Source organism: Marinobacter algicola DG893, from assembly GCF_000170835.1.
Lineage (GTDB): Bacteria > Pseudomonadota > Gammaproteobacteria > Pseudomonadales > Oleiphilaceae > Marinobacter > Marinobacter algicola.
This window is the reverse complement of the sequence record NZ_ABCP01000010.1, coordinates 15,644-31,449: the sequence shown is the minus strand read 5'-3', so window position 1 is coordinate 31,449 and position 15,806 is coordinate 15,644. Positions and strand designations below refer to the sequence as shown.

14 protein-coding genes are annotated in these 15,806 nt (G+C 58.4%); 5 read left to right on the top strand and 9 right to left on the bottom strand.

All coding sequences use genetic code 11. The features are described 5' to 3' along the window. Position 1: 1 nt before the first annotated feature. Complete coding sequence (gene pcnB, locus MDG893_RS09120; protein ID WP_040474462.1) at positions 2–1,345, bottom strand: polynucleotide adenylyltransferase PcnB; 1,344 nt, start codon at positions 1,343–1,345, stop codon at positions 2–4. A 107-nt stretch (positions 1,346–1,452) separates the two neighbouring features. Between pcnB and MDG893_RS20905 the strand changes: the two genes are divergently transcribed. Then, entirely contained in the window at positions 1,453–1,743 is a 291-nt protein-coding gene (locus MDG893_RS20905; RefSeq protein ID WP_007153473.1) for a hypothetical protein, read from the top strand. 346 nt (positions 1,744–2,089) lie between these two features. Here MDG893_RS20905 and MDG893_RS09110 read toward each other — a convergent pair whose 3' ends face one another. The 5 genes from MDG893_RS09110 to dksA all read right to left on the bottom strand — a co-directional run bounded on the left by MDG893_RS09110 (position 2,090) and on the right by dksA (position 8,061). Next, complete coding sequence (locus MDG893_RS09110; protein ID WP_007153472.1) at positions 2,090–3,499, bottom strand: sigma-54-dependent transcriptional regulator; 1,410 nt, start codon at positions 3,497–3,499, stop codon at positions 2,090–2,092. Between the two features lie 7 nt (positions 3,500–3,506). After that, positions 3,507–6,467 carry an ATP-binding protein gene (locus MDG893_RS09105; RefSeq protein WP_007153471.1) on the bottom strand — a complete coding sequence of 987 codons (2,961 nt, stop codon included), beginning with the start codon at positions 6,465–6,467 and terminating at the stop codon, positions 3,507–3,509. Beyond that, positions 6,457–6,633, bottom strand: coding sequence for a hypothetical protein (locus MDG893_RS21065; protein ID WP_007153470.1), 177 nt, complete (start codon positions 6,631–6,633; stop codon positions 6,457–6,459). Before MDG893_RS21065 ends, MDG893_RS09105 begins: the two co-directional genes overlap by 11 nt. Before the next feature lie 50 nt (positions 6,634–6,683). Further along, a complete protein-coding gene (gene gluQRS, locus MDG893_RS09095; RefSeq protein ID WP_007153469.1) occupies positions 6,684–7,556 on the bottom strand; it encodes a tRNA glutamyl-Q(34) synthetase GluQRS in 873 nt (290 codons plus the stop codon). A 64-nt stretch (positions 7,557–7,620) separates the two neighbouring features. Further along, positions 7,621–8,061: an RNA polymerase-binding protein DksA gene (dksA, locus tag MDG893_RS09090; protein WP_036203245.1), complete on the bottom strand. Its 441-nt coding sequence runs from the start codon at positions 8,059–8,061 to the stop codon at positions 7,621–7,623. Positions 8,062–8,236: 175 nt separating this feature from the next. On the opposite strand from dksA, the gene sfsA reads away from it, so the two are divergent. Next, on the top strand, positions 8,237–8,965 hold the full coding sequence (sfsA, locus tag MDG893_RS09085) for a DNA/RNA nuclease SfsA (RefSeq protein WP_007153467.1): 729 nt from the start codon (positions 8,237–8,239) through the stop codon (positions 8,963–8,965). A 5-nt stretch (positions 8,966–8,970) separates the two neighbouring features. Here sfsA and MDG893_RS09080 read toward each other — a convergent pair whose 3' ends face one another. Continuing rightward, complete coding sequence (locus MDG893_RS09080; protein ID WP_007153466.1) at positions 8,971–9,333, bottom strand: pentapeptide repeat-containing protein; 363 nt, start codon at positions 9,331–9,333, stop codon at positions 8,971–8,973. A gap of 67 nt (positions 9,334–9,400) precedes the next feature. Beyond that, on the bottom strand, positions 9,401–11,029 hold the full coding sequence (locus tag MDG893_RS09075; protein ID WP_007153465.1) for a bifunctional aminoglycoside phosphotransferase/ATP-binding protein: 1,629 nt from the start codon (positions 11,027–11,029) through the stop codon (positions 9,401–9,403). Between the two features lie 80 nt (positions 11,030–11,109). On the opposite strand from MDG893_RS09075, the gene mrcB reads away from it, so the two are divergent. Next, on the top strand, positions 11,110–13,434 hold the full coding sequence (gene mrcB / locus MDG893_RS09070; RefSeq protein ID WP_040474473.1) for a penicillin-binding protein 1B: 2,325 nt from the start codon (positions 11,110–11,112) through the stop codon (positions 13,432–13,434). Further along, on the top strand, positions 13,431–14,006 hold the full coding sequence (locus MDG893_RS09065; protein WP_007153463.1) for a hypothetical protein: 576 nt from the start codon (positions 13,431–13,433) through the stop codon (positions 14,004–14,006). The genes mrcB and MDG893_RS09065 overlap by 4 nt, the downstream gene beginning before the upstream one ends. Before the next feature lie 78 nt (positions 14,007–14,084). On the opposite strand, the gene MDG893_RS09060 is transcribed toward MDG893_RS09065, so the two are convergent. Next, positions 14,085–14,990 (bottom strand): DUF4382 domain-containing protein, encoded by a 906-nt coding sequence (locus tag MDG893_RS09060; RefSeq protein WP_007153462.1) that lies wholly within the window; start codon positions 14,988–14,990, stop codon positions 14,085–14,087. 226 nt (positions 14,991–15,216) lie between these two features. On the opposite strand from MDG893_RS09060, the gene MDG893_RS09055 reads away from it, so the two are divergent. Further along, a complete protein-coding gene (locus MDG893_RS09055; protein WP_007153461.1) occupies positions 15,217–15,804 on the top strand; it encodes an RNA polymerase sigma factor in 588 nt (195 codons plus the stop codon). Positions 15,805–15,806 lie beyond the last annotated feature (2 nt).

The following is a 15,806-nucleotide window of genomic DNA, read 5'->3' as shown; positions in this document are numbered from 1 at the left end:
GTCAGGCCTTTTTCGCGGGCTTCTTGCGGCGGCGTTTCTTGGGGCCGTCACTGCCCAGTTGTGTCAACATGCGTTCCTGGCCGCGCTCGTCCGTTTCCTGGAACTCTGTCCACCACTGGCCCAGCCCGGGTTCGATTTCGCCGGAAGCTTCCCGTACCAGCAGGAAGTCATAGGCGGCCCGGAAGCGGGGGTGGGACATGGTGGCGAAGGCGCGCTTGCCCTGGCGACGGGGCAGGCGCATCTGTAATTCCCAGATTTCCTTCATAGGGCCGGAGAAGCGCTTGGGGATCGAGGTTGCCTGAACCTGTCGGCCGATCACCTTGGCGATGGCCATATGCAATGCCGGTTGTACCGGCTCGCCATTATCCTGGCGTTTCCGCCATTCCGCCTGCAGGGCCGGCCAGAGCATGGCGGCAAACAGGAAGTAGGGTGTTACCGACTTGCCCTGGGCGATGCGGGCATCGGTATTGCGAAGGGCCTTGCGGATCAGTTCATCCGGCTCGCCATTGTTGATGGCCTGTACCGTCTCCGGGAACAAAGGCGCCAGCAGGTTGTATTCGCTGAGCAGGTCGTAAGTGGCTTCACCATAGCCGGCGGAGAACAGCTTGAGCACCTCCTCGAACAGGCGAGCTGGCGGAATGTGGGTCAGTAGCGGTGCCAGTTCCCGGATTGGAGCTTCGGTGTCGGGCTCAATATCAAAGCCCAGTTTGGCGGCGAAGCGCACGGCGCGAAGCATGCGCACCGGGTCTTCCCGGTAGCGGGTTTCCGGGTCGCCAATCAGGCGCATTTGACGATTTTCCAGGTCTTCAATGCCGTTGGCAAAATCCACCACGGTGAAATCGCGGATGCAGTAATAGAGGGCATTCACGGTGAAATCACGGCGTAGGGCGTCTTCTTCCAGGTTGCCGTAGACGTTATCCCGCAGCAGCAGGCCGTGCTCGCTGGTCCTGCGGTCATCGTCGTCGTCATCCGCTTCAGCTTCCGCCGCGTTTCCACGGAAGGTGGTGACCTCAATAACTTCCCGACCGAATAGAACGTGAACTATGCGGAAGCGGCGGCCAATCAGCCTGGAGTTGCGGAACAGGTCATGCACTTCTTCTGGCGTGGCATTGGTGGCGATGTCAAAATCCTTGGGCTTGCCGCCAAGCAGAATGTCGCGAACGCCGCCACCCACCAGATACGCTTCATAGCCCGCGTTATTCAGCCGACTGAGCACTTTCTTGGCAGGCTCGCTGATGAACGAGCGGGAGACGTTATGCTGGTCTCGTGGGATTTCCTGACGTTGATAGGTTCGGGCTTTTTTCTTCCCGTTTCCTGACACGTATGACAATAGTCGTTTAAGCATTGAATTCCGTTATTGCGCTGAGCAAAAGCGAGAGTTTAACGGTTTGGGCGGGATTTGCACACGTTTGGCGACATAAGCTGGTGAAAACAACCGAGGGAAGGGCGGAAATGGCCAGGTTGAAAAAACCGTTGGGCCAGATAATCAAAAGGCGGATTCGTTTACACGAACCCGCCCTGAAAGCGTTGACGATCTGCATTGTTTTTGTTTTTACCGGGATTTTTCTTCGTTTTTCTACCCCACTGTTAATCCCCAACTTAGGGATTTCAGGAGTGCAAACGGAAAGCTTTGAATACACAGAGCAGTCAGAGACATCGGGCGAGTCATTGGGTAAATGCAGTGCCGCCTGGAAGACGATTCTTCTCTACATCTACAACTCACACGTGCCGTGGGACCACTAAAAAGCAAAGTACCCAAAACACTCAGTTCGCTCACGTTCTGTTTTTGTTTTTGTTACCGAACGTCTTCTGCAGCTTTTTGTTCTTGTTGTTGGCGCTGCGTTGTCACTGTTGTTTTTGTTGTTGTGCGCCCTATAGAGTGCAGTCTGTGTGCCAGTTTTATAAAATTCTTTATTAACAGCAGGTTAGTATTTTCGATCTATCTGAGAAGGTGGGCCGTAAGACTCAAGTGTTACTGAGGTCGCGTTTTTTAGATCTGGGGTGTTACCGTCAGGAACACAGGGTAACAACTGAGCGCAGGTTCACACTTTCCGGTAACAACGCTTGCCGGAGGGGTGCCGGAAAAGCATCAGTTCCCCGAACTTTTCTTCCGTGGGATGCCCAGACGTTGCCGCCGCTCCCACAGCGACTTACGGCTGATTCCCAGCTTTTGGGCCAGCTCGGTTTCACTCATGCGGTCCTGGTTCTCCAGCACAAAGTGTTGGAAATAATCCTCAAGGGAGAGATCACTGGTGGCTTCGGCCTCCCGGGAGGGCGCCTGCTCGTTGTTGCCGTCCACCAGGGTTTCGGGAATGTTGACGTCGCCGCCTTCACCGTCCAGGTCCAGCAAGGACGGAGTGATCAGGTCGCTGTCGCAGAGGATCGTGGCACGTTCGATGGCATTTTCCAGCTCCCTGACGTTGCCGGGCCAGCGGTGTCGTTCCAGCGCACGCATGGCTTCTGGTGTCAGGTTCAGGCCGGGCTTGCTCATCTTTTCGCCCTGGCGTTGCAGGAATCGCTGGGCCAGGCCAAGGATATCCGATTGCCTTTCCCGCAGCGGCGGTATGCGAACCTGCATGACGTTCAGTCGGTAAAACAGGTCTTCGCGGAAATCACCGGTTCGCGTCATGGCCTTCAGGTTGCGGTGGGTGGCGGCAATCATGCGTACGTCTACCTGGCGGCTCTGGGTGGAGCCCACCTTGCGAATCTCGCCTTCCTGCAACACCCGTAGCAGGCGGGCCTGGGCCTCAGCGGGTAGTTCGCCGATTTCGTCCAGAAACAGGCTGCCGCCGTCGGCTGCTTCGATCAGGCCGGTCCGGGCCGATACAGCTCCGGTAAACGACCCCTTTTCATGACCGAACAGTTCCGACTCAATCAGGCTTTCCGGGATGGCGGCGCAGTTTACGGAAATAAGAGGTCTGGCGGCTCGGGGGCTCATCAAATGAAGTGCGCGAGCGGCCAGTTCCTTGCCAGTTCCGGATTCGCCCTGGATCAGTACGGTGGTTTCCGTTGGTGCCACTTTGCGTATCAAGGTGAACACCTTCTGCATGGCATCGCAGTGACCAAACATAATGCTGGCCGGGTCGCTGTCCGGTGAACCCGCATCTGCCCGGTCCGACGATGGCTGGGCAGCAGAGGAAGAAACCTGCGGCTGTCTGGCGAGAATGCCCTCGACGGCTTCCAGCATTTCGTCGTGGTCGAAGGGTTTTGCAATGTACTCCACGGCGCCCATCTTCATAGAGTCCACGGCGGAGCGGAGGCTGGCATAGCTGGTCATGATCAGCACCGGGGTGTCTGGTGCGCGCCGTATCAGTTCCGTTCCGGCTGCGCCAGGCAGCCGAAGGTCGGAGATGATCAGGTCAAATTCGCTGGGGTCGTGTTTGTCTTCGGCTTCTTCCACGGAGCCGGCATCGGCAACCTCATAACCGGCATGCTGAAGCAGTTTGCGAACCGCTGAACGGATGATCTCTTCGTCTTCTACAATCAGAATGCGAGGCATAATGCGTTTACGACCCTTCGTTCTGGCTGATGGTGGTACCGGTGTCCGGCTCGTAGGCCGGCAACCTCATGCGCACACAGGTGCCCCGGCGAGTACCAGAATCAGCCGGGCTGTCCACTTGAATGTTGCCGTAGTGTTCTTCAATGATGCTGTACACCAGCGACAAGCCCAGGCCTGTGCCTTTGTTGGGGGCCTTGGTGGTGTAAAAAGGCTCGAAGATGTGGTCCAACTGGTCTTTCGGTATGCCGGAGCCGTCATCGGTGACCTCGATAATAGCGGAGTAGCCGTCGCGGTTTCCACTGATACGCACTTCTCCGCCAATGGGGGAGGCGTCCCGGGCGTTGGCCAACAGGTTGATAAACACCTGCACCAGCCGCTGCTCATCCCCCAGAATGGTCAGATCAGCCGGGCATTCGTTGCGGTAATGAATGCCCATGCCCTTGTCACTGAGGGAGAGCAGGTTGATGGACTCGTCCACGCAACGCTTTATATCGACCGGTTCGTAGCGGTTGGCGTGGGCATGGTTCCCGGTGCGGGCAAAGTTCATCAGCGACTGCAGGATGGTGGAAATCCGCCGGGTCTGCTGTTGGATCTGATCCGCCGTGGACAAAATGTCCGGGTCGTCGGTTTCCAGCTTCAGGTTCTGGGCCAGGGAAGAAATGCCGGTGACCGGATTACCGATTTCGTGGGCGACACCCGCAGCGAGCCGGCCCACAGAGGCCAGCCGCTCGCTGTGCATCAGTTCGTCTTCCAGCAGGCGGGTTTCGGTCTGATCTTCCACCAGGATGATGCTGCCACCCTCGGTGTGATCGGGGCCGCTCAAGGCTGCCTTGTGCAGGTTAAGCCAGTGGGGGCGGCCTTTCAGGTCCAGCCGGTGCTTGTAGCGGTGCAGATCCTCACCGCTGTTGAAGTCGTCCAGCAGCAGGTGCCAGTGCTCGGGCAGGGCCATCAGTCGGGCACCCACCACATCGTCGGCCGTAATGCCGGTAAGGGCTTCCATGGCGTTGTTCCACATGAGTATTTCGCCGTCTTCACCGACAGAACAGGCGGGAATCGGAAGGTTCTGAAGGGTCTGGCGATAGTGGCGGCGCAGGTTGTCCAATTCCCCTGCGAGACCGGTCAGGCGGTTCTGGTAATCCCCGAGGGCCCGTTCGACATAGCGGATATCCTGTGCGGTGCCGCCACTTGCCATGGGTTTGTAGCCCAGATGTCGTTTGACAAGATCACGAGCGACAGCCGGGCCCAGCAGGCCTGAAAGATTCACCTCCACGCGGTCGCGTAAGCGCCGAAGTTGGTAAGGCCGGTATTCCACGTTCGGCAGCTTGAGTTGGGTAAGGGCTTTATCCACCTCCCGCCTTGCAACTCCCAGCCCTAACGGCACCGCAAGCTGACGGGTGAAGTCCGCGGACGAAGTTGCCAGCAACTCCCTGCGCTGGGGGCGGGAAAGCGCGCCCAGGGAACATGCCTGAGCAGCCCCGGCCTCTTCGGCGGAACTGGTGCTCAGTACTGAAATCAGGGTGAATATGGTGACATTCACCGTCAGGCTAACGAAGGTGAAGATGTGCCAGTTGCTGTAGTCCGGTACCAGGGGCGCACCGATGAAATCCAGCAGGTTGGCTGTATGGGAGAACGGCAGCACCAGGGTAACCACCCAAATGACCAGGCCGGAGACCAGCCCGGCGATGAGGCCGCGGCGATTGCCCTCAGGCCAATAGATGACGCCAAGGGCGCCGGGAAGTAACTGGAGCATACCTGATAGTGAAATGGCGCCGAGGATCGACAGGTCCAGGTTTTTGCCCAGGGTTTCATGGAACAGCAGCGCAGCGAAGATGATGGCCGCGATGAGCAGGCGCTTGACCCATTTCAGCCAGTGGTAGATGTCGCCGTGGTCCTTGGGGGTTCGTAATGGAAGTACTGCGTGGTTCAGCACCATGCCCGCCAGAGCCAGGGTGCTGACGATCATCAGGCCGCTGGCGGCGGACAGCCCGGCAATGTACATCATCAGTGTTAGTGCCGGGCTGCCGAGGGCCTGGGCGGTGCCGATGGCGTAGAAGTTCGGTCCCGTGGTGGCAGCCAGCGCCTGGCCACCCCAGAGAATCAGCGGGATTGGCAGGCCGAGCAGCAGCAGATACAGGGGGAGGCCCCAACTGGCCTTTGCCAGCGCCTTGGGCGATGGATTTTCACTGAACGTCATGTGGTACATGTGGGGCAGCACCAGGGCTCCGGCGAAGGACATCAGCATCAAGGCACGCCAACTGCCGTCATCGATGCTCATGGTCATGGTGCTCACCGGAGTGCTCTGGTCCGACAGCCAGGTTTCCAGCCCCGCCATGCCATCGAATACGCCAAACAGAATGACTCCGCCAAGGATCAGCAGGGAGAAGAGTTTTACCAGTGAGTCGAAAGCAATGGCCAGCACCAGGCCCTGGTGGTTCTCGGAACCCTGGCTGCGACGAGTGCCGAACAGCATGGCAAACAGGACCACGATAATGCTGAAAAGCACACTTATGAGTTGGGGGGACGTGTCTGGCGCCAGCAGGCTGGCAGACGTGGATACCGCCTGGATCTGCATGCTCAGCAAGGCCAGTATGGCGGTGCCGGAACAGATGGTTACCAGCGTGCCCGCCCACTGGCTTCGATACCGGTAGGCGAACAGGTCGGCAAGGGAGGTGAGCTGGTAAGCGCGGCCAATCCGCATCACCGGGTTGAGTAGAACCGGTGCCAGCAGAAAGGCGCCACTGATGCCCAGGTAGTAGGCCAGGAAGCCAAACCCCGATTCAGCGGCCATGCCCACCGCGGCGTACACGGCCCAGATACCCGCGTAGACACCAAGGCTAAGCGTGTAGACCAGGGGATGCCTGATCCAGCTGCGGGGCACCGCGCCTTTTTCGGTCACCCACGCAATGCCGAAGAGCAGAACCAGATACAACAGGCTGGCCAGTAACAGGCCGGGGGCGCTAAAACTCATTGGGATCCCGTCGCCATTCCAGCCAGAAGCCGATGGCAATCAGGCCGGCCCAGATGACGTAGGGGCTGTACCAGGCATTCCCTGGCGACGTCCACCAGTCAAGAATGTTGGGAGAGAATATGTAGATGGCCAGAACCAGAAGGAAGACCAGACGGTAGATATACATCAGGCATGATATCCGCACTGTCGCTTGTGAGAAGGTTTATAACACGTCGTTCACCGGGCTGTCAGGTGAATCCGCTCCGGTGCCCAGTTGGCTGCAGCCCGGGCAAGCAGGGTACCGATGTCTGATGTCCCTGCCAACAAACGTTGATCCTGTCCTAATGCGGCAAGGGCCTGTTTCAGGTTGTCTTCTGCTTTCCGGTCGTCCAGGGCTGGTGCGTGGTTTTGCTTGCTGAGCTTCTGACCTTCGGCATTGAGAATAACCGGAATGTGCATCCAGTAAGGTGGTGGGGCGCCCAGTGAACGGTAGATCTGCTGTTGCTGTGCGGTCATGTCCAACAGGTCTGAGCCCCTGACAACGTGGTTGATGCCCTGGTCGATGTCGTCGGCAACCACTGCCAGTTGATAGGCGTAGAAGCCTTCCTTGCGGAGGATGACCGGGTCGTCCAGTTCGGCGTGTACCGTTTGCGATTGCGGCCCCAGTAATTGGTCGTGCCACGTGCTGCGCTCGTCGTGAAGGGCAAAACGGACTGCGAACGGACGTTCGCCCGGTTCGGCCTCCCCCTCGCGGCAATGCTCCGGGTGGCGCCCGTTGTTTTCCTGCAGTTGCTTTCGTGAACAGGCACAACGATAGGCCAGCCCCTGGCTGAGTAAACGATCAATCAATGCGTGGTAATGGGCGTGGCGCTCTGACTGGAAACACACCGGCTCGTCGGAATGCAGGCCGTGGGCGTCCAGGCTGTCCAGTATCCGTTGGGTGGCTTCAGGGGATTCCCGAAGGGGGTCAAGATCTTCGATGCGCACCAGCCAGGTGCCTTTGTGACTGCGAGCCTCCAGATAACTGGCAACCGCGGTAACCAGGGAACCAAAGTGCAGAGGCCCGGTTGGCGACGGCGCAAATCGGCCGCGATAGTGGGAATCGGTCATGGCTGGTGAACACCGGCCCCGGGTTCGGGGGCCGGCACTCTCAGACGTGGGCAGAGGCGTGGGGTCAGATGCCAGTCTGGCGCTCGCGAATTTCAGCGAGAGTCTTGCAGTCAATGCACAACGTCGCGGTTGGCCGTGCCTCAAGGCGACGGATGCCGATCTCAACGCCACACTGGTCGCAGAACCCGTAGTCGTCCTTGTCGATGCGGTCGATGGTCTGGTCAATTTTCTTGATCAGCTTGCGCTCGCGGTCGCGGGTGCGCAATTCCAGGCTGAATTCCTCTTCCTGGGTTGCACGGTCACTGGGATCCGCGTAATTTGCCGCATCTTCCTGCATGTGGTGCATCGTGCGGTCCACTTCTTCCATCAGCTCCTGCTTCCATTGCAGCAGCAGATCCTTGAAGTGCTCCAGCATTTCCGCACTCATGTACTCTTCACCCTTCTTCATTTCATAGGGGGTGAAGTTGGTGAAACGTTCGCGTGGTTGTTCTGCAGTCTTTGCCATTGAACCCGGCCTCATGTTTGTACTTCGCAAGAACGCTTTATTTCCGGCGGCCAGCGAATACTGGCCGGCCATTACCCTGGAAAAGCATTCGTCCTGAAACGGGAATTTGCGGAAAATAGCAGATTAGTCACAGGGGTGCCAGCCTTGTGATGCCTACTTTTGCACGGAGACCAAAATGAAGTTGCCCGCACCATTGATCGAAGGCCGGCTAATGCGGCGTTACAAGCGGTTCCTGGCTGATGTCCGGTTGCCGGATGGCAGCGAGGTCATTGCCCATTGCCCCAATACGGGCTCCATGCTGGGGTGTCAGCCTGAGGATGCCCGAGTGTGGCTGAGCACCAGTGATAATCCCAAGCGCAAACTGAAGTATACCTGGGAGCTGGTTGAAACCGCGCCGGGCGAGGTGGCTTGTATCAACACGGCGCGGCCGAACGCGCAGGCCCGTGAAGCCATTGAAAATGGGAACGTTCCGGAGTTGGCCGCTTACCAGACCTGCAGGGCAGAGGTGCGTTACGGCACTGAAAAAAGCCGGATTGATCTACATCTGTCGTGTCACGAGTATCATCCGGATGCCTGGGTGGAAGTGAAAAACGTGACCCTGTGCGAGGACGGACAGGGCTTTTTTCCCGATGCCGTAACCACCCGTGGCCAGAAGCATCTGCGGGAACTGATGGCCCAGGCCAGGGCCGGCGAGCGTGCGGTGCTGTTTTTTGTGGTCAATCACACCGGTATCAATAGTGTGCGGCCGGCTGACCATATCGACAGTGTCTACGGTGTGCTACTGCGTGAAGCAAAGGCAGCGGGTGTGGAGTTGCTGGCATATCGGGCGGGGCTTTCCGGCCCGCAAGGGCCGGATGGGGATATCTCGTTAGGGGAGGCCGTGCCGGTTGTTCTGGACGCCTGAGTCGGTTACTTCAGGATGTTGTAGCGCATTCGGGTGCCGTGATTGAGCGACAGGATGATTTCGTCCGAATGCAGCTGTGAAGGAAAGTAGCAGCCCGAGATCTTGGCGCCAGCGATGCTTGCACCTTCCAGGTTGGTCTGGCTGAAATCGATACCGCGCAGGTCCGCGCCACGAAAATAGGCGTGGCTGAGGTCCAGCCCTCTAGCGTCCATCCCGCGAAGGTCCAACCCCCGGAAATCACCGTGCGCCAGGCTCGGGAGCTCGGTCAGTCTGCTTTTTGCGGTGTTGAAAGCGTCAATGTCTTCGCTGCGAAGTTTTTCGTACAGCGGGTCATTGATGTGGCGAACGGCGTCGGTATCCATATCCATGGGGGTGCTCCCGGAGTCGATTCTCAGAAGCCCGGCCAAGGGTCGGGCACTGTTCAGTGTAGACGCTTTACATCCCGGGCAGGCCGAAATGCTGGCGGATACGGTCCGCGACGGCTTCTGCCACGTGCTCTTCGTCGGTATACAGGTGGATGGTGTGGGTTTTTTCCTCGGTGGTGAGAGGCTCAAGCCAGGCTTGCTGCTCTTCCAGGAATTCTTCGGTGGCCTCGGAGGCATCGCCAGAGCGGTTGCGAACCCATTCCTTGCGGCTTTCCAGGGGGGCTTCGCAATGCAAAAGCGCGAACGGCATACCCCGGCTCTCCGCCACGTCCGCCATCATCTCCCGCTCGGACTGTTTCAGGCAGGCGGAATCTACGATCACCGGCAGGCCGCTGGTAAGCAAGGCGCCTGCCAGTTTGGCCAGCCGCTCATAGGTGCGCTGGTTGGCCTCTTCTGTATACAGCTTCTCACCGGTCGGGGATTTGCTCTTGTCCAGCGGGCCAAGGCCAAAGAGCCGCTTGCGCTCTACATCCGAACGCAGCCGGATCAGCCCCAATTCCGCCCCCATGGAGCCACTAACGCAGGATTTGCCACTGGCGGAGAGCCCGGTGGTGGCCAGCAGGTAAGGATTGGGTATGGCGCTGTAGTCTTCCGCCAGTTGGGCGTAATCGCGATAGCGCTGCATCAGGCCCTGGCGCTCTGCATCGGTCAGTGATGGGTTGCCCAGGGTAAACAGGGCGATTTTGGCGCGGACCATGGCCCGGTACGCCTTGTAAAGGGGCAGCAGCGGGAGGGCCTCGAAGTCACCCCGGTATTCCAGGTAGGTATTCAATACCAGGTTCGCCAACTCGGGCTCACGACGGGACTCCAGGTCCATCAACAGGAACGCCAGGTCATTGATCACATCAATCCAGCGGAAAGGCTCATTGAACTCGATGCAGTCGAATACGGTCACATCGCCGTCATAGATTGTGATATTTGCCAAATGCAGGTCGCCATGGCATTCCCGTACAAACCCGCCTTCGTAGCGTTCGGAAATCAGGGCCGATTGACGCTCAAAGGTGCTGCGGGTCCATTGCTCCAGGTTGTCGAGCTGAAGCAGGAGGGCGTCGTCGTCAATCATCGGGCGGATCTGGTCGAAGTTTTCCTGCATTGCAGCGAAGACTGCTTCCGGCGTTCCCAGTGGTTTTCCGGGTTCAACCGGTGGTTGCTTGTCATGGAAGTCGGCGGCCTGCCGGGCGAGGTTGGTGAGCAGTTCAGGCGTGAGTTTGCTGGTTTCCTGCCGCACGTCGAACAGTTCGTTCTGGTCGAACTGGCGCATGCGAATGACGTACTCGAACGCATCCCCCTCGCCATTGAGCGCCGGAGCTTCGGCCGAGCCGGTTATGGGCAATACGTCGAGGTATAGGTTGTTGGCGAGGCGCCGATTCAGCCGCAACTCCTCTTCGCAAAAGTGCTTGCGACGCTCCAGAGTCGAGAAGTTGAGAAAGCCGAAGTCCATCGGTTTCTTGATCTTGTAGGCATAGTCGCCGGTCAGGATAACCCATGAGATGTGTGTTTCGATAACCTGAAAGTCTTTCACCGGGTGGTCATACAGCGCCGGATCCTGCAGTGCCAGAATCAGGTTGTCGGAAGGTGCATCGCTCACGGCTCTCTCCTTGGGTTCCTTGAACTCGTTGATTTTTATCGCCCCCATCATAACGAGCAAAACGGGCAGATTACAGAAATAACACACGGATGACCTGCCGTACCGAGGTCCGGATTCGTTATAATCCCGCCATGAAAAAATCTGCTTCCCCCCGGAAATCGCCCAAGAAAAACACCCGCAAGGGAAAGTCTGCCCGCCGGCCCTGGTTCTGGCGCCTGTTTTTACGCGTCTTTTTTATCGGCGTGGTGCTGCTCGCTGGTTGGATGGTTTACCTGGATGCGGTGGTCACCTCCCGCTTTGAGGGTCGCCGCTTTGAAGTGCCCTCACGAGTCTATGCGAGACCACTGGAGCTGTATGACGGCGCGAGCGTCAGCTCGGGTGCGTTGCAGCGTGAGCTTGAACTGTCCGGTTACCGAGCCGGCGATGGCAGCCAGGCAGGTACTTATCGCCGCAATGGTGGCCACTTTATTATCAGCACGCGAGGCTTTCTGTTTACCGACGGGCTGGAACCTCGTAGGCGCCTGTCGCTCAACATATACAGCGACCAGGTGCAGGATTTCCGGGTACTGTCGGGCGACCCTTCGCCGATTGTGCGCCTGGAACCTGCCCAGATCGGCGGTATCTACCCCGCCCACAAGGAAGATCGGGTGCTGGTGCAGCTGGCGGATGTGCCGGAACTGTTCACCGATACGCTGCTGGCCGTCGAGGATCGCAATTTCCATGACCATGTCGGGATCGCTCCGCTATCCATCGGCCGGGCAATGCTGGCCAATATCCAAGCCGGGCAGATTGTGCAGGGCGGCAGCACACTGACCCAGCAGTTGGTGAAGAACTTCTTCCTGACCCGGGATCAGACCTTGCTGCGCAAGGGCAACGAAGCCTTGATGTCGCTGCTGCTGGAACTCCATTACGAAAAGAACGACATACTGGAAACCTACGTCAACGAGGTATATGTGGGGCAGGCGGGCACACGAGCCATTCACGGCTTCGGGCTGGCCAGTCAGTTCTATTTCGGGGAATCGATACGTGATCTTGAGGCTGACCAGATTGCCTTGTTGGTCGGCCTGGTTAAAGGGCCGAGCTACTACAACCCCCGGCGCCATCCGGAACGTGCCCTGTCCCGTCGCAACCTGGTCATCGATGTGATGGCAGAAACCGATCTCATCAGCGAACAGGACGCCGCCAGGGCTCGTGCCCAGCCGCTGGGTGTTACGAACCAGGCTTCTTACTCTGAAAACCGGTATCCGGCCTACATCGATCTGGTTCGCCGCCACCTGGCCAGGGATTACAAGCAGGAAGACCTGCAGAGTGAGGGGCTTCGCATCTTCACCACCCTGAACCCCGCGATCCAGTATGCGGCGGAATTTGCCGTCAAGGATATGCTCGGGCGAATGGAAGGGAGCTCCGATACCACGTTGGAGTCCGCCATGGTGGTGACATCGCGGGACAGTGGAGAGGTGTTGGCCCTGGTTGGCGGGCGTGACCCGAAATACGCCGGTTTCAACCGCGCCGTGGATGCTAGCCGTCCCATCGGTTCCCTGGTCAAGCCGTTCGTTTACCTGACGGCGTTGCAGAACCCGGATCGGTATACCCTGATCACGCCTGTCGAGGACAAGGGCTTCTCCCTGGTGTTCGACGACGGGCGCCGCTGGGAGCCGGAAAATTACGATAAGGAACAGCGCGGCGAGGTGCCCCTGCACAAGGCACTCTCCCACTCCTATAACCTGCCCACTGTGCGTGTAGGGCTGGATGTCGGTATCGATGCGGTGAAGTCTACCTTGCAGGGATTTGGCGTTCCCGGAGGTATTTCGGAGTACCCCTCGATGTTATTGGGCTCGGTCTCCATGACGCCGGTAACGGTCGCCCAGATCTATCAGGGCCTGGCTACCTCCGGTTTCAATACGCCTCTGAGAACCATCCGGCAGGTTACCGATGCGCAAGGCGAGGCTCTGTCGCGCTATAGCCTGAAAGTGGACCAGGTCGCTGATCCCGCGGCAGTACATCTCGTACAGTACGTTATGCAGGAAACCATGCAGGAAGGCACCGGGCGTTCCGCGTATCGCACCGTGCCGAGGGAACTCTCGCTTGCAGGGAAGACCGGAACCACCGATGATGGCCGCGATTCCTGGTTCGCCGGTTTCAGCGGCGACCTGCTGGCGGTGACCTGGGTTGGCCGGGACGACAACGGCCCAACGTCTCTGACGGGCGCCACAGGCGCGTTACCGGTGTGGTCCCGGTTCATGAGCCAGGTGCCGCAGCACGGCTTTTCGCCGGTGGTGCCGGATGGCGTAGAGTACCTCTGGGTCAATCCCGGCGAAGTCGCCCTGACAGAAGAACATTGTGATAATGCACGCCTCGTACCGTTCATCACCGGCAGTGAGCCTGATGTGGAGGTTTCCTGCGGAGGGAATATCGAGCGGCGGATACGGGGCTGGTTTGAAGGACTCTTCCAATGACATCGAACACGTTTAAATACGCTGGTTTACTGGCCCTGTCGCTGACGGTGGCCGGTTGCGCTTCTGGCCCGGGTGGTGGTTCCATTTATGTGCCAGCCGGTGGTCAGTCATCCCCTGACGAGGCACCCCAGCCGCCACAAACCGGCGAGCCGCGTGACGAACCGCGGGTTGAACGTAAAAGCGAGCAGCCTGATCAACCGGTGCGACAGACAGAACGCACGGCCCCCAGCTACCAGGATGAGGGGGACGCTCTGTCGCCGGCAGCACGAAGCCTTATCCAGCGGGCGGACAGCCTGATGGCGTCCGGCGAGACCCAAGCCGCCGTCGCACAACTGGAGCGGGCACAGCGGATTGCCCCACGCTCAGCGCAGGTGTATTTCAAGCTTTCGCAAGCCTATGTAGCACTGGATCAACTGGGTTCGGCGGAACAGTTCACCCTGAAAGGGTTGTCTTTGGCGGGCAGTGACGCATCGCTGCAGCGTGCGGGGTGGCTGTTGCTGGCGGATATTCGTCGTGCACGGGGGAATGTTGCCGGGGCGGATCAGGCGGAGGCCCGGGCGTCCGCGCTGTAAGTGACGGCAATCGAAGACTGTTTGCGTTTGCGAAAAGGCTGGGTGCCCGAAAGAGCCCCAGCCTCGTATTTCGGCTATTTACGGTGCTTGGATCTCGAAGTCAGCCGTTGCCGTTTCACCAGCGATCACCGTGACGTTTTGCGCGCCTACGAAATCAATGTCATCGTCTGAAGGCTCTCCCTGATCGTCTTCAATCAGATCGTCGCCACAGGTGTAGCTGACGGTATAGTTACCTGCCGGAATAAAGGCTGCGATGTAGGAGTAGTCTCCTCCGTTCTCTTCAACCGGCACAGCAACCAGCGGCTCGTTGGCGCTGCCAATGTCGTCTGGCTGTGCATTCTCACCGTCATGAACGTATACGTTGCCGGCAAAATCGGGGGTGAGGGCGTCGCCGCATTCCTGGGTGATCAGCTCACCGGCCACGGTTCCTTCAATGATGCCTGTTTCCGAGTTGTCGACCAGTCTAAGTACCGGCTTGAGCTTGTAGCCCTCTTGTCCTACCGGGTCTACCAGTGATTTACGCACGTCGAAATCAATGGTCAAGCTCACTTGTCCGCCTGCCGGAACCGTAAAACCAGACGTTTGGACGCCCCTGGCTGACGGCGTGGTAAGTAGGTGGGTGCCCGAGTCGTTCACCACAGTGTTGTCGTCGCCGAGTTCGATTCGCATCCAGTTGTAGTTGCCAGCTGGAACTTCCTCATCAGTAATGAGGCTTTCAAATGAGCCTCCCTGTAAATCAAGAAGGTTGATGGGTTCGGGGAATTCCAGCTCAAACCTGCGCCGTTCGCCGTCCGAAGGTTGAAGTACCAGTGCGGCAACCTCAATGTTTACTTCCTGAGCGCTGTCTACAGGTGCATCGGTCAGCCCGACGCTTACGCTGCCGGTTTCCCCTCCGCTAAGACTGCTGCTGTCGCTGTCACCGCCACAGGCAGTCAGCGCTCCGATAAAGCCAAGTATTGTCAGGTATTTGAGAGACTGATTCATTAAAACCTCCTATAGGAAAGACGCTGGCCCGTTGAAGAAATAATGGATGGCCACAAGGGGGTAACGCTGGAGGTCCGTCAGTCGTTCCATAAGTTCTGTTAATCTTTGCTCATGGTATGGCTGTTTCGACTCTGAGCGGTGGTTTGGTTATTGGCCAATACTTAAGTGCGGATTGTGTTGTAAACTGCGCCCTCTTTTTGGGCGATTAATCAAACGAGTACCGGTTTTGGCTTTACTTTCCTTTAACCCCTCCCGGGCCAAGCGATTTGAGAAACTGGTGCAGCCGCATTTGGAGGCTATGTACCGGTTTGCTTATCGTTTGGCCGGGCAGCAACAGGACGCAGAGGATTTGGTTCAGGATGTGGTCTTGAAGCTGTATCCCCGTCTCGCGGAGCTGGAATCGGTGGAGCAATTGAGACCATGGTTGAATCGCGTGTTGTACCGGCACTTTATCGATCAGGTCCGCCGCAAAGGACGTCGCGCCGACAGGCCTGTCAGCGACGTAGCAGAACCGGAACAGCAAGCCTCCTTTTTAGATTCCTACGCCGCGGATATCCCCGACTTCAGCGAGCAGATCAGTTCCGAGCGCTTAAAGCCCGTTATGGATGAGATTATTCAGACGCTGTCGCCGGATCGACGCACTCTGATGCTGCTGCACGATGTGGATGGCTGGAGCCAGGAAGATATTGCTCGGGTGCTTGAAATACCGGTTGGCACGGTGAAGTCGAGAGTCCATCGTTGTCGGGCCGCCCTGCGGGAAAAGTTACTTGAGCGTCCGGAACTTTTTCCGCAGGCCGAGCGTGTGAAAGAATGAGG